The sequence below is a fragment of the Streptomyces misionensis genome (assembly GCF_900104815.1).
GTDB lineage: Bacteria > Actinomycetota > Actinomycetes > Streptomycetales > Streptomycetaceae > Streptomyces > Streptomyces misionensis.
The window spans coordinates 375,672-393,276 of the sequence record NZ_FNTD01000004.1; the positions used below are offsets into that span (position 1 = coordinate 375,672).

The following is a 17,605-nucleotide window of genomic DNA, read 5'->3' on the forward strand; positions in this document are numbered from 1 at the left end:
CTAGCTCGCGAAGAGCCGTGCTTCCGCGCGTTCGTGCCGGCCCGCCATCACGTCCGCGACGGGCACGCAGCCGCCCAGATCGGGCAACTCCCGGCACAGGGCCGCCTCGACGGTCTCCTCGATCACCGGGGCGGCGCCGTGCAGCACGACCTGGGCCCGGCGGTGGTCGGTCAGCCGCAGGCGCAGGGCGGCCCCCACGAAGCTGGCCGCGAAGGCGAACAGCTCGCAGGTGACCGCCTGCCGGGTGGTGAGCCCGGCCGCCGCGTGGACGACGCCCGCGACGACCGGCTGGCAGCCGCGCACCGTGCCCGCGCGGTACAGGGTCCGGTACTGCTCGATCGGTGGCGTGCCGTAGACCTCGCCGGCCAGGTCGAGCAGTTGCCGGCCGGTGCGGACGACGGCCTGGCGGGCCTCCCGGCCCAGCTTGGTGGCGTACAACCGCCGTTCCACGGCCACCACTTGGTCCCAGTCCTCGGTGCCGACCGCGCGGTGGGCGAGGGCGAGGGCGGTCGCGTCGGCCGGTCCCGCGCTGTGCCGGAGCAGGTCGTGCAGGAGGGCGGGCAGGCTCCGCGGGGTGACCGCGCGGGCCTGCTGGAAGCCCTCCAGGCCGTGCGAGAGGGTGTAGTAGCCGCTGGGGAAGGCCGAGTCCGTGAGCTGGAGCCCGGTCAGCAGCGCCTGGGTCGGCATCGGGTCGTTCACACCGGGTCTCCGTTCCTGCCGGATGGGCGCCCGCCGCGGTCCGGCCGCGGGGCGCGAAAGGCGCCCCGGGGCCGGTGCCGGGCGGGTCAGACGATGTAGAAGAGCTGGTTGAGCGGGAGGCGTTCGGCGGGCTCGATGGTGGCGGGCTCGCCGTCCACGGTGACCTTGTAGGTCTCCGGGTCGACCTCGATCCGCGGCAGCGCGTCGTTGCGGACCATGTGCTGCTTGCCGACGGTCCGGCAGCGCCGCACCGGCTCGATCCGGCGGTGCAGGCCCAGCTCGCCGGGGACGCCGGCGGCGATGGACGCCTGGGACATGAAGGTGACCGAGGTGCGCTGCCGGGCCCGGCCGTAGGAGCCGAACATGGGCCGGTAGTAGACCGGTTGGGGCGTCGGCAGGGAGGCGTTGGGGTCGCCCATCAGCGCCCAGTTCACCATGCCGCCCTTGATGATCAGTTTGGGCTTGGCGGCGAAGGAGTGGATCGGCCAGAGCACGATGTCGGCGAGCTTGCCGGGCTCCAGCGAGCCGATCACATCGGAGGCGCCCACCGCGATCGCGGGGTTGATGGTGAGCTTCGCGAGGTAGCGCAGGACGCGCGCGTTGTCGTTGCGGGAGCTGTCCTCGGCCAGCGTGCCGCGCATCTCCTTGCAGTGGTGCGCGGTCTGGAAGGCGCGGGCGAAGGACTCGCCGACCCGCCCCATGGCCTGGGAGTCGGAGGAGAAGATGCTGATCACGCCGAGGTCGTGCAGCACCGTCTCGGCCGCGATGGTCTCGGCCCGCACCCGGCTGTCGGCGAACGACACGTCCTCGGGGATGTTGCGGGACAGGTGGTGGCAGACCATCACCATGTCCAGCAGTTCGTCCACCGAGTTGATGGTGTACGGCAGGGTGGGGTTGGTCGAGGCCGGCAGCACGTTGGGCTCGCCGGAGACCCGCATGATGTCGGGGGCGTGACCGCCGCCCGCGCCCTCGGTGTGGAAGGTGTGGATGGTCCGGCCATCGATCGCGGACAGGGTGTCCTCGAAGAAGCCGCCCTCGTTGAGGGTGTCGGTGTGGATGGCGAGTTGTACGTCGTACTCGTCGGCGATCCGCAGCGCGTTGTCGATGGTGGCGGGGGTGGCGCCCCAGTCCTCGTGCACCTTCAGGCCGGCCGCACCCGCGTCGACCTGCTCGCGCAGCGCCCCGGGCAGGCTGCCGTTGCCCTTGCCGAGCAGGCCGACGTTGACCGGCAGGTCCTCGGCGGCCTCCAGCATCCGGTGGATGTTCCACGGGCCGGGGGTACAGGTGGTGCCGTTGCTGCCGTCGGTGGGTCCGGTGCCGCCGCCGAAGAAGGTGGTGATGCCGTTGGACAGGCCCTCCTGGGCCTGCTGGGGCGAGATGAAGTGGATGTGGCTGTCGATGCCGCCGGCGGTGGCGATCAAGTGCTCGCCGGAGATCACCTCGGTGCCGGGCCCGATCACCAGCTTGGGGTCCACGCCGTTCTGCACATGGGGGTTGCCGGCCTTGCCGACCCCGACGATCAGGCCGTCGCGGACGCCGATGTCGCCCTTGACGACGCCCAGGACCGGGTCGAGGACCACGACGTTGGTGATCACCAGGTCGAGGGCGCCCTCGCGGTTGAGCGCGGCGGGGTCCTGGGCCATGCCGTCGCGGATGGCCTTGCCGCCGCCGTAGACGGCCTCGTCGCCGTAGGAGCCGGCGTTGTGGTCGTACTCGACCTCGACGACCAGATTGGTGTCGGCCAGGTGGAACCGGTCGCCCACGGTGGGGCCGAACAGGTCGGTGTACTGCCGGCGCGGGATGATCGCCATCAGTGGTCGGCTCCCTCGTTCTCGGTGTCGGTGCTGCCGCTCGTGGTGGCGAATCCCCGGTGCGTCGCGCGGTGCAGCGCGGCCCGCCGGGTGTCGTCGGCGTTCAGGCCGCCGTTGACGAGTCCGGCGAAGCCGACGAGCCGTCGGGTGCCGCCGAAGGCGCACAGCTCGACCTCGCGGGTGTCGCCGGGTTCGAAGCGCACGGCGGTGCCGGACGGGATGTCCAGGTGCATGCCGTACGCGGCCTCGCGGTCGAACCGCAGCGCGCGGTTGGCCTCGAAGAAGTGGTAGTGCGAGCCGATCTGGACAGCACGGTCGCCGGTGTTGGCGACGGTGAGACTGACCTTGGCCCGGCCGGAGTTGATCTCCACGGGGTCGTCCCCGTAGAGGTAGTGGGCTCCACCCGACATCGTTGGTCTCCTCGGTGGTTCAGGCGGTGGGTCAGGCGCTGATCGGGTCGTGGCAGGTGACCAGCTTCGTTCCGTCCACGAACGCCGTCTCGACCTGGAGGACGGTGAGCATCTCGCGCACCCCGGGCATCACGTCGTCGGCGGAGACGACCTTGCGGCCCAGTTCCATGCACTCGGCCACGGTGTGTCCGTCGCGGGCTGCTTCGAGCACGGCCTCGGTGATCAGCGCGGCCGCTTCGCTGTAGTTGAGCTTGGTGCCCCGGTCCCTGCGGCGCCGGGCCAGGTCCGCCACCACGTAGACGTGGAGCTTGTCGATTTCGCGCGGTGAGAGGTTCATGGCGTCACTTCGCTTTCTCGTACGACATGCCGGGCCGGTCCATCGCCGGCGCGGCCCCCAGGAAGAGCCAGGTCGTCACTACGAACGGCCAGGTGAAAGGTGATCCGCCGGACGGCTGGGCAAAGGCGGTCCAGGCGGTGGTGAAGGGAACCGAGGCCACGACGGCGAGTACGGCGTAGCCGGCGGTCCAGGGCGTCGGGGTGAGGAAGGTCGCCGCCAGCGCGATGGCGACGAGCACTCCGTTGTAGCCGTAGAGGCCCTCGGCCAGCCGGTCGGCCGGCAGGCCCATGACCCAGGCGGTCACGATCGCCACGGCGCTGCCGCAGGCGGCGGCGACGGCCACCCGCCAGGAGGTGACGAGCAGTCCGGCCAGCACGATCAGGCCCGCGTACCACTTGTCGAGGAAGAAGACCTGACCGATGTTGTCGCAGAAGGCGTGGCCGAGGTCCGCCGGGGACGGGCCGGCGGTCCGCGCGGCCGGAGCGGCGTGGGCCGCCGAGGCCGCGGGCAGCGCGATCGCCATGACACCGGCGACGAGGCAGTACGGGGCGGTCAGCACCGGCAGTCCGGCGCGGTCCAGGAAGCGGACGGCCGCCGCGCCGAGCACCGAGCAGACCGCCGCCGCGAGGACGGCGAGCAGCGCGGTCCGCCACGAGGCGCCGAGCTGGACGAGGAGCGCGATGCCGACGAGGCAGCCGCAGTATCCTTCGAGGCCCTGTCCGAGGCGGCCGTCCCGGTCGCTGCGCAGCACCGCGGCGGTCCCGGTGGACGCCACCGTGCCGAGCAGTCCGAAGACGCCGATCCGCCAGTCGTCGGCGAACAGCGCGACGAGGAACAGCAGTCCCGTCCACGGGCTGGCGCTCAGCGCGACCTGCGCGATACCGCGCGCCTGTGTCCGCCCGACGGCGACGGGGCTCCAGCTCGTGGGCCGCACCGCCTGAGACGCCGTAGGCATGGGTGTTCTCCCTGTGTGAAAAACCTGAAGGAGCCATCAACGCCCTTGAGGAACGGCGAAGATGGGGTCGCTTCAACGGTCTGTTGAACACTACGCCCGCTTCCGGCCATCAAGATCGACATCGTGCGGTGATCATCCGGACACGCAGTGGGATCACCGCAGGCAGCGTGTCCGAGCCGAGGGCCCCGGCAGTACCACCTTGACCGGGATCCAGCCGTTCGTTGAACATCTCTTGGACCGATCCAGGTGAAGAGCAGACCAATCGCCCGGCGGTGGGGCGGTCCCTCAGGGGTGGTGGACGGGGTCCGCGACCCGGGCGGCGGCGAGCGGCCGCCAGGACAGTCCGAGGCGGCGGTAGAGACGGACGGCGGCGGTGTTCCAGCCGTCGACCATCAGGGCGGCCATGCCGTGGTCGGCGACCAGGCGGTCCAGGACGAGGCCGCACACGGCCGTGCCGGCGCCGCGTCCGCGCGCCCGCTCGGCGGCGGCGACTCCGGCGAGGAACCCGACGCCGGGCGCGCTCCAGGCGTCGGCGGCGCACGCCGACAGCGCCCCGGAGGCCTCGCGCACCCCGGCCCAGCGGCGCACGCCGGGGCGGCCGGGCCGGGCATGGGAGTTCGGGAACGCCTCGTCCAGCAGCCGGGCGACGTCCTGATCATCCGACGGGGTCAGCCACGAGGCCGCGTCCCCGTGGCCGGTGGCGGTGTCCGTCTGCATCCAGCCGAAGGCGTCGACGAACTCCAGTCCCGGAAGTCGGGTCACGAGGTCGCGGACGAGGCTCTCGTCGCCGAGGGGCCGGAAGGTGGGGCCGAGCCGGGGCAGGAGCGCGCGGATCAGGGCCGCGGCGGCGTCGGCGGGTCCGGTGACGGCGAGCCGGTCACGACCGGACAGGCCGGGGGCCGCCACCGCCGCGGCCTCACCGAGGAAGAAGGCCCGCGCGCCGCCGAGCAGGTCGCCTGCCGCCCACAGCAGGAGCGGGTCACCGTTCGCCGCGGCCCGGACGTCATCGAGGGAACGCAACTCACGCGGACCGGCCATGGGCACAGGGTAGTCGGCGCGCGGGGCCGCGCTCCGGGGCGGGGCGGGACGGCGGTCCCGCCCCGCCGGTGGGTCGGTCAGTCCGACGGTACCTTCAGCCGGTCCCAGCTGGTCCGGCCCGGGATGCCGTCCGCGTCCTTGCCCCGGTAGCCGAGTTTCTGCTGCCAGGCCGCGTAGGACTTGCGGTCGGCTTCGGTCCACTCGGGGTTCGGGCCCTTCTCGTAGCGGCCGCAGCCCTCGGCGACCAGGCGGCGGCCCATGGCGGTGATCAGGGGGGACTTTTGCCCGATGTGGAAGAAGCCGGAGCCCGGGAAGGGCGCGTACTTGGGCTTGGGCCCGGGCTTGGGGTCGCCCGGCCCCTTGCCGCCCTTACTCGCGAGCCGGCCGGCGATGCGCGCCCGCATGCCGTCCATGGTGAAGCCCCGCGGGTCCTGCTTGCCGGGCTGCCACTCCTTGTGGCCGATGACCGAGCGCTCCGACCACCCGTGGTGCCGGCAGATCGCGGCGGCCACCTTCTCGATGGCCTCCTTCTGCGCCTCGGGCCAAGGGTCCTTGCCGTCCCCGAGGTTGACGCACTCGAAGCCGTAGAAGTGCCGGTTGCCGTCGACGTCGGCCTGGTTGTCCTGCGGCAGCTTCGACTCGTTGACGACCGCCCGCAGCACGTCGCCGTCACCGAGCCCGGCGTGGTTGGCGCGGCCGTTGCCGACGAGGTGGACGTGGCCCTCCTTGTCGATGACCCCGTGGCAGAGCGGGCCCGGCAGGCCGGAGTAGCCGTCGTAGCAGATGTTCACGGAGTTCTCGGTGCCCGAGGTGACGGTGTGGTGGATCATCACGCCGTTCACCGGGCCCCAGGGCCCCTTGGTGTTGCGGTTGTGGTGGCGCCAGTCGCGCACCTCGTGGACCGTCAGGCCTTCCGCGCGCAGGACCTCCAGCAGCTTGGCCGCGCTCATCGGCTGCGCCATCACTCGTCTCCTTCCGCGGCGGCCTCCGCCGCCGCCGTGGTCTGGGAACGACTCTCGGCGGGGCCGGCCTCGGCGGCCCGCTCCTCCTGCGCGGCCCGGGCCTCGGCGTCCAGGGCCGCCCGGTCGGCCGGGGGGATGTCCGCGGCGAGCGCGCCGAAGGCCCGGCGCAGGTCGGCGGTGCTGCCCTCGCCGGTGACCAGCGCCAGCGGGGCGACGTGCCGCACGATGCCCGCCGGGGGCTTCAGCAGCGGGCGGCGGGCGGCGTCCGTGTCCCACTCGACGCCTCCGGTGGCGGTGCGGGCGGGGATCAGCCAGTGGTCGCCGGTGCGGTAGGAGCCGTTCTTGGCGAAGTAGACCTCGACGCCGTCCTCCAGCGGCAGCCACTCCCCCTCGGCGAGCGGCACGGCGCCGCCCTTCAGAGCGTTCGTACGGCCCTTGCGCCGGGGCCCTTCGCGGTGGTCCCAGCGGCGCAGGAACGGGTGCAGGTGCGGCAGGCGCCCGACGCGCGGGTCGGGCTCGGCGGAGAGCCGGACGCGGCAGCCGGGCAGGTCCAGTTCCTCGACCCGCAGCAGGGGCAGCGCCTCCAGCCGGGAGGCGTACGCGGTGTCGGTGAACTCGACGTGGTCACCGACCTCCAGATCGAGCTTGGAGTCCAGGCCCAGCGTCGCCAACCGGACCCAGGTGCCCTCGAGTTCGTCCACCGGGAAGACGACCGAGCCGTTCTCCCGGGACCACTTGAAGGTGGCGTCGGCCGCCTCGCCGCCCGCGTGGATCTCCACCCGGTACAGCTGGTTCTCCGGGCCCCGGTAGCGGGCGTCGGGGCGGACCAGGCAGGGGTCCTCGTCGGCGTGCTCGGGCCGCTCGCTGCGGGCGGCGAGCCGGGCGGAGGGCGCCGCCTGGGCCTCGGCCCACTTCTCGAAGGCGTCGCGGACGGCTCCCGGGGACGGTTCGGCGTCCTCGATGTCCAGCGCGGACAGAGGCAGCGGCAGCACCTGCCAGACGACCTTGGCGCGGGCCGCGGTGTCGGGCAGCGCCGCGCCGAGGGCGACCTCGCGCAGCGCCGGGTCCTCGGCCGCCGAGACCGCCCGCTCCCACACCAGGAGGTAGACGAGGAAGGGCGACCGGGCGGGCGAGGGCAGCCGGTCGCCGGGCCGCTCGGGGTCGCGGAACCCGTCCGGCTGGTTCCAGTAGTCCCAGAAGGCGTCCGCCCCGGCGGGCTGCTGCTCCTCGGTGTCCTCGTCCGGTACGGGGACGCCGGGTGAGGGGCGGTCCGCGTCGCACAGGATGCCGTCCACGTAGTAGCGGCCGCCGTGGATGTACAGGGTGTCGGTGTCGTGCTTGCCGCCCACGTACTCGATGCGGAAGCCGCAGTCGCTCGCGGGTCCGCCGTGCCGGCCGACGAGGTCGGCGGCGAGGGTGCGGGCGTGGTGGAGCTGGATCGCGGTCTGTTCGTTGAGGTCGGCGTCCATCTGGACACGGCCCTGCTGGGCGAGGACCGCGGAGTAGTGCCGCTCCGGGCGGAAGGTGGCGCGGGAGAGGTCGGCGTGCATGAAGGGGGTCCCCCTGGTTCGGAAGTCTGCGGGTGGGTCGTACGGCGGCACCGCTCACGTCACGAAGAAGATCCCGGCGTCCGCGATCGCGGGTGTGTACTCGGCGAGCCGCGCCCTGAGTCCGTCCTCCCGCTGGGGGCGGTACAGGTCGTGGAACGCGCCGAGTTCACCGCCGTCGTCGGCGCCGCGCCGGATCTCCTCGGGTCCCCGGTCGGCCAACTGGCCGTACCAGGGAGTGCCGTAGCGTTTTGCTGCGAACAACGGCCGTACGCGTTGCGCGTTCTCGAGGCCGGCGAGGTCGGGCTGGCAGCGGTGGCGGCGCGGGGTGCGCGAGCCGGGCGGCACATGGCAGTGGCGCAGGCAGCCGATGCCGCGCCGGGCCACGCGCAGCCGGCCGGTGAACACGGAGTTCTCGGCGAATTCGACGGCGTGCGTGTGGACTTCACCGATGACGGTGGTGCGGCGCAGGTGGAGTACGGCGTGCGCGTGGCGGCAGTCGGGGGCGGACAGGGCCGCGCGGTCGTCGCCGGTGGCGTCCAGGATGCTGTCGCGCAGACGGATGTCGAGGGGGTCCTCGCTCACCTCGTCGCCGATGACCTCGATGGTGCCGAGGATGCTGTGCTCGATCCGCAGGCAGGCGGTGGTGCGTTCGAGGACGATGCTGGGTTCGTCGGGCGAGTGCGGCGCGCACTCGGGCTCCAGCGACCAGCCGGGCACCAGCGTGGAGTGCCGGACGACGACGGACCCGACGGGCCCGGTGACGTTGATGCCGCGCCCGGCGACGAGGAGGCCGTCCAGGACGACGCGCGGCCGTTCGTGCGCGGCGCAATCGGCGTGCACGGCGCGGATGTTGAGGGCGTCGGGGCGGTTGCTGTACCAGTCGAGGAGCCGGATCACCGGCCGGGTGCCTTCGGCGGCACGCAGTTCGAGGCGGTCGCCGGGGTCGAGGTCGAAGTCCAGCTGCTCCTGGTAGGCGCCGCTGTGGGTGATCTCGATGATGCCGGTCCGTCCGGGACTGCGGTCGTCCTGCCAGGCCCGGTAGGCGTCCATGATCCGCCGGTACGGCCCGCCGGGTCCGACCCGGTAGAGGTCGGCGTCGGGGCGGGGCCCGCGGTCGGGACGCTCGTACTCGCCGCCGCCCATGTCGGCGGCGAAGGCGTGGTGGTAGTCGACCCAGACGCCCTGGCGCGGCGCGCGGCGCGCGCCGAACGCGATCCGGCCCAGCTCCGGGTCGACGGCGATCTGCCCGCGCCCGGGCCGGTAGCGCCAGTCCGACAGGTCGGCGACGACGATGTCGCCGGGCGGTACGGGCCGGTCCTCGCCGTCGCGCCGGATGCACAGGCTCTTGCCGGGTCCGTAGTAGTCGGCGAGCCGGTCGTGCAGCAGCCGGCGGGTGATGAACGCGGGCACGTTGTCCACGGCGGCGAGATGGGCGGGCGAGGGTTCGGGCACCGGGCGGGTCAGCAGCGGGGTGTCGTTGCCGAGGATGGAGAAGGTGTAGAGGTTGCGGGCGCGGTCGACGCAGTAGGCCGGGGACGCGGTGAGCGCGTACGGCTTGAGCCGCCAGACGAAGAGACCGACCCCGGCCGGCGTGCGCCCGCCCTGCCTCCTCGCCGAGTCGGCGCGGCGTACGTCGGCGGTGCGGGAGGTGGTGTCGAAGGGGCCGCCCGCGAGGGCGAGCGCCGAGCCGTCCCTCAGGTCGAGCAGTCGGCCGCGCTCGCCGCGCCGGCCGGAGACGCCCAGCCTGACCGGCTGGGTGTGGGCCACGTGCCGGGACAGTTCGACGGCGCGGGCGGGCCAGTCGGCGACCCGCTCGGAGAGTTCCTCCAGCAGGTGCAGGGTGCCCTTGCGGCGCCGCTGGGCGACCGTGGCGGCCACGTCCCGGCGGGGGGCGACGGCCTCGGCCAGCGCCGCCCGGCCGCCGTCGTGCAGGCCGGTGGTGAGGACGCGCTCGTAGCCGGGGAGGGTGCGGTAGCCGACGAGGTCGCCGAGGTAGGGCAGCACCCAGGGTGCGGCGGTCTCCACGAACAGGTCCTCGTAACCCTGGTGCACGCCGTCGCGGACCCGGTCCAGTTGCTCGCCGACCACCGCGAGCAGGGCGCGCAGCGGTTCGCCCTCCTCGGTGTCGCGCAACCGGTGGACGCGGGGCAGCAGTTCGGCGAGCCCGTCGGGGTGCCGGTCGGCCGGCGTGCGCGCTTCGGCGTCGGGGGACATCACTTGACCTCCGTGAGAGTCAGGGTGTCCGCGGCCCGCGCCGACAGCATGGCGAGCTGGGCCGGGCGGATGCCTCGGAAGACGACCACCGTCCGGCCCCTGGCCAGGCGCCGGGTGTCGGTGATGTCCGGGTTGAGGCGCAGCAGCCGGTCGAGCGGGATGCCGTGGCGGGCGCAGACCGACGACAGGGTCTCGCCGCCCGCGTCGCGGACCGTGTAGGTCTGCTCGTCGTAGGCCGCCGGGTGCGCGGGGACCGATGTCCGCGGGGTGCCGGGGCCGGCGAGCAGCGCGGCGAGCCGGTCCGGGGTGGCGGAGGCGGGCACGCCCGTGAAGACGTCGACGTCCACGTACTCGACACCGGGCACGGAGTGGGCGGTGGCGAGCACCTCCGAGAGCCGGGCGGGCCGGCCCAGCTCCCGCCCCTCGTAGCCGAGGCGGAGCAACAGCGCCTTGCGCAGCCGGGGTTCGACGGTCTCCCAGGCGTGGTCCGGGGCGAGTTTCACCCTGGCCGCGATCAGCAGCAGGACGAGTTCGCGCGCGTCCACCCGGACCGGCAGGCCGGGATCGCCGTACGCGGTCAGTGCGCCGCGCAGCGGCCGGAGGTTGTCGTCGGCGAGCGGCACGTCGTCGGTGCCGGCGACCGTCACATGGAGCACGCGCCGCCGTCCGTCGAAGAGTTCCCGGGCGGCGGCCCGGCCGATGCCGGCGCGGGAGCGGGCGAAGTCCTCGTAGTCGGCCGGGGAGACCAGCCGGTCCAGGGCGGAGACGGCGAGCGGGATCGTACGGCGGGTCAGGCCCGGTCCGTCCGCGTCCGAACCGCCGGTCGCGGGGCGCGGGTTGGTGACCGCGGTGACGCCGAGGGGGCGGGTGAGCGGCTGGGTGATCCGCTCGGCGGGGACGTCGGCGGCCTTGCCGGTGCCGAAGCGGTAGCGGGCGCGGACGTTCTCGTGCCCGCCGGGCAGCCGGGCGCCGTGCACGCCGTCGCCGAAGGTCACGGTGGTGCGGCCGTCGGAGTTCGTGCCGGTGATGTAGACGCGCTCGGTGGGGCCGCGTCCGGCGAGGCTGTCGACCTCGTGCCAGAGCACACCGTCCACGCGGATCTCCAGGACCGGGCTGGCGCCGAGGGGGTTGTCGGCGGCGAGCCAGGTCAGCGGGGACTGCCACAGGGCGAAGGTCTGGTTGACGCGGTCGGAGTCGCCGCTGCCGATGGCCTCTTCGCGGCTCTCGCCGTGGGTGGCCTCGACGACGTTGCCGAGGACGCGCACGCTCGACCGGCGGTAGCGGTGGACCAGGTTCGCGGTGAGGGTGAGGCGGGTGTGCACGTGGTCGCCGGGGAGGGCGGGGTCGACGGCCGGGTCGGCGGCGGCGATGGTGACCACCTCGCTCGCGGTGACCCCGCTCGCGCCGGGTACGTCGGTGCGTTCGCCGCTCACGACGAGGGTGCGGCCGGGGCGCAGTCCGTCGTACAGCTCGGCGAGTTCGATCTCGTTGCCGTGCACGTCCTCGCCGAGCGGCTCGTCGGCCGGGCGCAGCGGTTCGCCCGCCGCGTGCACGGTGGTGTCGCGGATGTGGGAGAGCAGCACGTCGAACTCGTCCAGCCAGGGGTCGGCCAGGGTGAGTTCGGTGCCGCGGCCGGTGATGCCGTAGTTGCTGTACGCCGCCGTCCGGACCGCCGTCACCTGGGTGGTGACGAGGGCGAGCGCGGCGTCGCCGGGGACGCCCGTGCCCTTGGCCGGGCGCTCGATCGCCACCCAGCCGCCGACGGTGATGCCGTCCTGGACGCTGTCCAGTTGCAGGATGCGGCGGTTGAGGGGCGCGGGCTTGCTCGCGATGACGATCTCGACGTTCGGTTCGGTGCTGCCGACCGTGTAGGCGGCGCTCACCTGGTACTCGCCGTGGGTGAACTGCCGGTTGCCACCGGGCTTCAGGGAGAACTGCTCGGCGGTGCCGTCGGTCAGGGCGATGTGCACGGTGCCGTCGTCCTCGGGCCGGGAGACGAACAGGCTGCCCTCGGGCAGGCCGGGGTGCAGGCGGGCGGTGACGCCGGGTTCCTCGGCGGCGGCCGGGCGGCGGGTCAGCCAGCTCGGCTCGTGGTCGCGGGCGGCGCGGGTGGACAGGTCCACCTGGCCGGGTCCCAGGGTGAAGGTGACCGGCTGGGTGGCGGGCAGGTTCTCGGCGCGCTGGTCGGAGCTGCTGCCCTCGACGTACTGGAACTCGGCGCGGACGGGCGTCCTGCCCGCGGGGTCGTACACCACGCGCATGCTCGCCAGCGCGGCGCCGGCCAGCGGCCAGTCGGCGGTGCGGATGACGCGGCCGCGGGCGTCCTGGACCGGCTTGAGGGGGGCGTTCGCGCCGAACGGGGCGGCGGTGACACGCATCGCGAGCAGGGCGCGCAGCAGCGGGCCGGGGGCCGCGCCGGTGGCGGTGCGCCAGGCCGGGTAGAGGCCGGCCAGGCCCGGATCGAGCGCGGTCAGCAGCCGGGCGGGGTCGGTGCCGGGGCGGCGGGTGCGGGGCCCCTGCCGGGGCGCGGGGGCCGCGGTGCGCAGGGCGGGCAGGACGGTGTCCAGGGCGCGGAGGGCGGCTTCGCGGGGGTCGGGCCGGGCCGGATGGCCGCCGGGCCGGGGCTGGGCGGGGGCGCTCGCCCGCGCCCGCGGGGCGCCGCCGTCCCGCGCGGCAGGGCCGTCCGCGGCGGGGACGGGCTGGGCGGGAGCCAGTGCCAGGGCGCGTCCGGCCAGTTCCGTCAGTACCGCCTCCAGTTGCTCGAACCAGGCCGCGACGTCCTCGTACGGCTCCGCCAGGACCTCGGCCTCGCGCAGGCGGGCCACCGGCTCGCCGAGCCGGCCGGCGAGCTTCTCCGGGGTGTCGACGGTGTCGAGGTCGGTGCGCAGCGGGGCGAGGACCTGGTCGTCGAAGTCCTCGATCAGACGGCTGACCGGCCGCGGGTTGGGGACCTCCGGGGTCGGCGGCTCGTCGCCGGGTTCGCCGGGGGCCGCGGGCTCGGCGGTCCAGCGTCGTACCTCGTCCACCAGCTCCTTGAGCGTGGGCGGGGCCGACTGGGGCAGGGTGAGCGCGGTGACCCCTTCCGCGCGGTCGACGCGGACGCCCGCGATCGACAGCAACGTGCGCACACCGCCCGCCTGTTCACCGAAGACGAAGAGGAGCCGGTCACCTGTGCGCAGGGAGTCGGCCGTGCCCTCCACGAACAGTTCGGGGCGGCGGGCGAGGTCGTCGGGGGTGACGAGGGAGGGCCGGCGGCGCCGTACCGTCAGTTCGTTCCAGTCCCAGCGGGCGGTGAGGTCCCGGGAGGTCTCGAAGGTCAGCGACTGCTCGTCGGCGGAGGCGGGCACGCTGTGGCTGCGGGCGCCGCGCGGGATCGGCACCGCCAGGGTCTCGGCGCGCGGGTCGCGTTCCAGGGTGTACGCCAGATGGGTGGTGGCGGCGACTCCGGGGCGCGGCCGGTGTCCGACGAGCCGGCCCAGCAGGACCAGGGAGCGGTGCTCGGAGGCGGTGCGCAGGTAGGCCTCGTCGGCGATCCGCTCGGAGTGGAAGGTGAGCAGGTCGCCGAGGACGGCGGCGGCGTCGAGGAGTCCCACGGCCGGGTCGTCGGGGGTGCGTACGGTGAGCCCGGCGAGCGCCGGGTACGCGGGTGAGGCGAGCCGGTCGAGGAGGGCGGCGAGGAAGGTGCCGTACTCGCCGACGCGGTAGTCGAGGGCGGTGCGGCCGGGCGGGTTGTGCAGGGGGGCGGGGGCGAGGCGCTCGTCGTGGCCGCCGCACGCACCGCCGCAGCAGCAGGACCGGCTCATCGGCTGCCTCCCAGGGTGATCTCCAGCCGCCCCTGTTCGGGCCGGTCGGGGTCGTTGTCACAGGTGGCGATCTCCAACGGGCCGATCCGCAGCACGCCGTCCTCCCTCTCTCCTCGGTCCGGTCCGAACAGCCGCCGAAGCCGCGTCACTTCGACACTCTCCACGCCGGGGACGGCCGCGGCGACGGCGACCAGGCGGCTGAGCCGTACGGGTTCGCCGAAGGTCAGGGCGTCCGGGTGGAAGAAGCCGAGCCGTCCGCCGGGCAGCCGGCCGCTGCCGAGGACGCGGTACAGATCGGCCAGGATCTGCCCGTGCTGGTGTCCGGGCCGGGCGCACACCCGCAGCGCGATGTCCAGCGGCACCGGCCGGGCGGGGCCGACCGCCAGGTCGTGGCCGATGCGCCGGTACGTCTCCAGGGCCTGGGCCACCGCGTCGAGCAGCCGCGGCGACGGGGGGCCGCCGTACGCGTCGACGGCGATGTGGGCTTCCTGCGTGCTGCCGGTCCAGCGGAGGTCGGCGGCGGCCCGCTGCACACCGGGCAGGGCGGAGGCGAGCGCCGCGTAGTCGGCGGCGGTGACGGCGCGCAGCCGGGTGCGGCGCAGGTCGAGAGGTGCCAACTGACGTACCTGCTCGATGGGTTCGGGTTCGGTGCCGCCGGTGGCCGGCAGCGGGTTGCGCACGGTGGCGGCCGGTACCGGCTCGCCGGGCTCGCCCACCGCCACGACGAGGTGGTTGATGGCCTCCGCGCCCACGTTGCCCGCGCTGCCGCCGCCGAGGCGGTAGCGCGCCGCGAGGCGTGCCCCGGGAGCCGGCACGGCGCCGTGCCGTCCGTCGCCGAAGCGCAGGGCGAGCCGCCCGTCGTCCGCCGGCTCGCCGACGAAGTGCCGGTCGCGGGGTGCGCTGTCGAGCAGGTCGCGGCGCGGCTCCCACACCGCCTCGCCGTCCGTGAGGCGTACGGCGGGCAGGGCACGGCGCGGGTCCTGGGCGAGCGCGGCGCTCGCCGGGCCGCGCAGCACCGGCTCCGCGGGGTGCAGTCCGACGGCGTAGGCCGGTCCCCAACTGTGCGCGATCTCCCAGGCGATGTGGGCGTCGAGGACGGTGCCGGCGCGGGCCCGGGCGGTGAGGACGGCGATGCGCCGCAGCTTGGCGTCGAGCAACTCGTCGCTCCGGTGCAGCAGTTCGCGCAGGGCGCGGACGGGGTGGCGGCGCAGTTCCAGCCGTTCCAGCAGTTTCAGGCCGAAGAGCACGCCGAGTTCGGTGATCTCGTCCTCGGCGAGCCCGTCGCGGTCGCGGGCGCTGCGCCACAGCCCGACCAGCCGCTGCCGGACCCGGTCCGGGATCGCGGCGATCCGTTCGGCCTGTGCGGTCGCGACCGCGGCCGGGTCGGGGAACGGCACGGCCTGGGTGACGGGAGCCCGGCCGAGGACGGGGCGCGGGCGCGGCGCGATCCCCGGGTAGACGCTCTGGGCGAGCAGCGTCCGCAGGGCCGCGGCCTGTGCGTACGCGGTGCCGGGCACCACGTGCTCGTGGCGTTGCCCGGCCCGCTCCAGTCCGATCCCGGCGCGCAGGACGGCCGGCTCCCCCAGGACGTCGAACAGCTCGCGGACGTCGTCGGGGCGCAGTGCCCGGCCGCTTTCGGCACGGTCCGTCAGCGCGGCGACGAGCCGTGCGGGGGCGTTGCCCCGCGTAGGTTCCTCGCAGCCGGCGCCGGGCGGGCCGCAGGGCGCCACGACGGCCGGGACCGGGGGCACGGTGACCGTCTCGACGGTGCCGGAGCGGCCGTGGTCCACGAGGACGGCGTTGCCGCGGGCCACGGTGACGTCCTCGACGGGCAGGCAGTCGCGTCCGCCCCGGGTGGTCAGGCGGAGCGGGAAGCGCAGGGCGTCCTCGGCGGCCCAGGTGACCTCCAGCACGGGCTGGTCCTCGACGCGGTCGAGGCCGGGGGTGACGGAGGTGAGGCGGACGGCCTGCCGGTGGGCGGGGTCGGCGTCGCCCGGGATGCCGGTGCGCGGACCCTTGACCTCCTCCAGGATCAGCACGTCGCCCGGTTTCAGGGCGAGCCTGCGGCCCCGGCGGGCCTCGGGGTCCGCCCACTCGTCGCGCAGGGTGGCGGCGGTGGCGCCGACGGGCAGCGCCCGCACCTCGCCGTCCCAGGTCCACAGCCGGATCGTGTTGTGCGCGACCCGCAGTTCCAGCGGCTCGGCGACGACGGGTTCGAAGACCTCCACGGAGCCGCGCTCGTCGAGGTCGCCGAGGTCTCTCTCGTCGATGACCGTGCCGGGTTCCGGGCGGTCGTGCGGGTCGAGGGTGCGTACGTCGACCGAGGCGAAGCGGTAGGTGCCGGGCGCCAGCGTGCGGTCGGCGGCGGTCTGGACGGTCACGAAGGCGCGGGCGTTGCAGCCGTCGTGCATCGCGTAGTCGATGAGCCGGACGTGCCGGCGCACGGAGACGCGCCGGCGCGCGGTGTCGAGGTACGCCTCGGTGGCGACGGCGTCCTGCTGGTAACTGATCTGGTCGCCGGTGTAGGCGAGCAGTTCCACCAGGGTGGTGCCCAGGTCGGCGGGGTTGCGCTCGGCCCAGTCGGGGGTGGTCAGCGCGAGCCGGTCGAGCAGGAGCTTGCGGATGGTGTCGTAGTCGCGGGCCGTGTAGTCGATCACGGGCGCGGCCGGGAGGACGGCGTCGCGCGTGTCCTCGTCCACGCAGTCGAAGGGGCTGGGGCAGTCGGGCCGGAAACGGAACTCCGCACCGGCGTACCGCTGGTCGAAGCCGTGGTACGGCTCGGTGCCCGGCCTGCCGTAGGGGTCGGCCTCCACCAGGGACAGCCGGTAGCGGGAGGTGTCGCCGGCCCGGTCGAGGGTGACGTGGAGCCGGTCGTCCAGCTCGGGGTCCTCCTCGCGTTCCACGCTGACGTCCACGGCGGTGAGGCCGGTGACGCGGCGGCCGCCGTCGATGCGGACGTTCTCGGGGCCGAGGCCGCCGGGTGCCTTGCCGAGGAAGGTGACGGTGAGCAGCAGCCCGTCGTCGCTCACCTCGACGGCGTCGACCCCGTTGAGGTGGGCGGCGCGCACCTTGGCCCGCCGGGTGGCCCCCGCGCTCATGCCGCCCTCCCCTCGAAGAGGTCCTCCCGGACGGCGCCCGTGGCACGGACCAGGTAGGACAGCCGGACGCGTACGGTGTCGTCGTCGCAGGCGATGTCCAGGGACACCACCTCGATCAGGTCGCCCAGCCAGCGCTGGAGGGCGGCCTGGACGGAGAGTTCGAGGGTGCTGACCAGTTCGGGGGCGGCCGGCGCGAAGACCAGGTCGAGCAGTCCGCAGCCGAAGTCGGGGCGCATGACGCGTTCGCCGGGGCTGGTGAACAGCAGCTGTTCGACGAGGTCGTGGACGTGCTCGGCGGGGCGGGCGTGCGCGGTGCGGCCGCGGCGGTCGGCGTGGAACGGGAACGCGATGTCGCTGCGCGGACGGGCTCGGTGACTCGGCGGCCTCATCGGACGGTGACCTTTCGCTGCGCGGCCTGGACGACGGGGGGCCCTTGCGGAACCAGGGCCGCGCTGAAGCACTGGGCGGCACAGGTGTCGAGCAGCACGGGCGCGCCGTCGGCCGTGACGCCGGTGTCGGCGACGCTCCAGCGGACGGACACGCACGGCGAGGGCACGTCGTCGACGGTGTGCTGGCAGCCGGCGACGACGTAGGCGTGGTCGGCGGTGGCCACGGCGGCACCGTCGACGCGGACGCCGCCGGAGGGTGTGGTGACAGGTGCGGCGCGGCCGCCGTGCGGGCAGCCGATCACGGCGCCCGCGTGGAGCAGACTCCCGGACAACTCTCTT

At 74.4% G+C, this 17,605-nt stretch carries 13 protein-coding genes; all 13 read right to left on the reverse strand.

The annotated features are described in order from the left end of the window. Complete coding sequence (locus BLW85_RS03065; protein WP_070029465.1) at positions 1-687, reverse strand: urease accessory protein UreF; 687 nt, start codon at positions 685-687, stop codon at positions 1-3. 98 nt (positions 688-785) lie between these two features. Next, positions 786-2,510: an urease subunit alpha gene (ureC, locus tag BLW85_RS03070; RefSeq protein WP_070029401.1), complete on the reverse strand. Its 1,725-nt coding sequence runs from the start codon at positions 2,508-2,510 to the stop codon at positions 786-788. Continuing rightward, on the reverse strand, positions 2,510-2,920 hold the full coding sequence (locus tag BLW85_RS03075; RefSeq protein ID WP_074990458.1) for an urease subunit beta: 411 nt from the start codon (positions 2,918-2,920) through the stop codon (positions 2,510-2,512). The genes ureC and BLW85_RS03075 overlap by 1 nt, the downstream gene beginning before the upstream one ends. A 31-nt stretch (positions 2,921-2,951) precedes the next feature. Further along, the gene (locus tag BLW85_RS03080; protein WP_070029403.1) at positions 2,952-3,257 is read right to left on the reverse strand and encodes an urease subunit gamma; all 306 of its coding nucleotides are present in this window, start codon (positions 3,255-3,257) and stop codon (positions 2,952-2,954) included. A 4-nt stretch (positions 3,258-3,261) separates the two neighbouring features. Further along, positions 3,262-4,212 (reverse strand): urea transporter, encoded by a 951-nt coding sequence (locus BLW85_RS03085; protein ID WP_079172243.1) that lies wholly within the window; start codon positions 4,210-4,212, stop codon positions 3,262-3,264. A gap of 285 nt (positions 4,213-4,497) precedes the next feature. Further along, the gene (locus BLW85_RS03090; RefSeq protein ID WP_074990461.1) at positions 4,498-5,250 is read right to left on the reverse strand and encodes a GNAT family N-acetyltransferase; all 753 of its coding nucleotides are present in this window, start codon (positions 5,248-5,250) and stop codon (positions 4,498-4,500) included. A 77-nt stretch (positions 5,251-5,327) separates the two neighbouring features. Continuing rightward, positions 5,328-6,212, reverse strand: a complete 885-nt coding sequence (locus tag BLW85_RS03095; RefSeq protein WP_074990464.1) for a peptidoglycan-binding protein — start codon at positions 6,210-6,212, stop codon at positions 5,328-5,330. Further along, positions 6,212-7,762: a DUF6519 domain-containing protein gene (locus tag BLW85_RS03100; protein ID WP_074990467.1), complete on the reverse strand. Its 1,551-nt coding sequence runs from the start codon at positions 7,760-7,762 to the stop codon at positions 6,212-6,214. The genes BLW85_RS03095 and BLW85_RS03100 overlap by 1 nt, the downstream gene beginning before the upstream one ends. Positions 7,763-7,816: 54 nt before the next feature. Then, entirely contained in the window at positions 7,817-9,976 is a 2,160-nt protein-coding gene (locus BLW85_RS03105) for a hypothetical protein (protein WP_074990470.1), read from the reverse strand. Beyond that, positions 9,976-13,779 (reverse strand): putative baseplate assembly protein, encoded by a 3,804-nt coding sequence (locus tag BLW85_RS03110; RefSeq protein ID WP_074990472.1) that lies wholly within the window; start codon positions 13,777-13,779, stop codon positions 9,976-9,978. Before BLW85_RS03110 ends, BLW85_RS03105 begins: the two co-directional genes overlap by 1 nt. Then, a complete protein-coding gene (locus BLW85_RS03115) occupies positions 13,776-16,877 on the reverse strand; it encodes a putative baseplate assembly protein (protein ID WP_074990473.1) in 3,102 nt (1,033 codons plus the stop codon). Before BLW85_RS03115 ends, BLW85_RS03110 begins: the two co-directional genes overlap by 4 nt. Beyond that, positions 16,874-17,266 (reverse strand): GPW/gp25 family protein, encoded by a 393-nt coding sequence (locus tag BLW85_RS03120; protein WP_074990475.1) that lies wholly within the window; start codon positions 17,264-17,266, stop codon positions 16,874-16,876. The genes BLW85_RS03115 and BLW85_RS03120 overlap by 4 nt, the downstream gene beginning before the upstream one ends. Beyond that, the gene (locus tag BLW85_RS03125; protein ID WP_074990476.1) at positions 17,263-17,598 is read right to left on the reverse strand and encodes a hypothetical protein; all 336 of its coding nucleotides are present in this window, start codon (positions 17,596-17,598) and stop codon (positions 17,263-17,265) included. Before BLW85_RS03125 ends, BLW85_RS03120 begins: the two co-directional genes overlap by 4 nt. Positions 17,599-17,605: the final 7 nt, after the last annotated feature.

What these genes read in the sequence shown, in the direction of transcription:
- BLW85_RS03065 (WP_070029465.1), bottom strand. Translation starts at nt 687, where the DNA reads ATGCCGACCCAGGCGCTGCTGACCGGGCTCCAGCTCACGGACTCGGCC.
- ureC (WP_070029401.1), bottom strand. Translation starts at nt 2,510, where the DNA reads ATGGCGATCATCCCGCGCCGGCAGTACACCGACCTGTTCGGCCCCACC.
- BLW85_RS03075 (WP_074990458.1), bottom strand. Translation starts at nt 2,920, where the DNA reads ATGTCGGGTGGAGCCCACTACCTCTACGGGGACGACCCCGTGGAGATC.
- BLW85_RS03080 (WP_070029403.1), bottom strand. Translation starts at nt 3,257, where the DNA reads ATGAACCTCTCACCGCGCGAAATCGACAAGCTCCACGTCTACGTGGTG.
- BLW85_RS03085 (WP_079172243.1), bottom strand. Translation starts at nt 4,212, where the DNA reads ATGCCTACGGCGTCTCAGGCGGTGCGGCCCACGAGCTGGAGCCCCGTC.
- BLW85_RS03090 (WP_074990461.1), bottom strand. Translation starts at nt 5,250, where the DNA reads ATGGCCGGTCCGCGTGAGTTGCGTTCCCTCGATGACGTCCGGGCCGCG.
- BLW85_RS03095 (WP_074990464.1), bottom strand. Translation starts at nt 6,212, where the DNA reads ATGGCGCAGCCGATGAGCGCGGCCAAGCTGCTGGAGGTCCTGCGCGCG.
- BLW85_RS03100 (WP_074990467.1), bottom strand. Translation starts at nt 7,762, where the DNA reads ATGCACGCCGACCTCTCCCGCGCCACCTTCCGCCCGGAGCGGCACTAC.
- BLW85_RS03105 (WP_074990470.1), bottom strand. Translation starts at nt 9,976, where the DNA reads ATGTCCCCCGACGCCGAAGCGCGCACGCCGGCCGACCGGCACCCCGAC.
- BLW85_RS03110 (WP_074990472.1), bottom strand. Translation starts at nt 13,779, where the DNA reads ATGAGCCGGTCCTGCTGCTGCGGCGGTGCGTGCGGCGGCCACGACGAG.
- BLW85_RS03115 (WP_074990473.1), bottom strand. Translation starts at nt 16,877, where the DNA reads ATGAGCGCGGGGGCCACCCGGCGGGCCAAGGTGCGCGCCGCCCACCTC.
- BLW85_RS03120 (WP_074990475.1), bottom strand. Translation starts at nt 17,266, where the DNA reads ATGAGGCCGCCGAGTCACCGAGCCCGTCCGCGCAGCGACATCGCGTTC.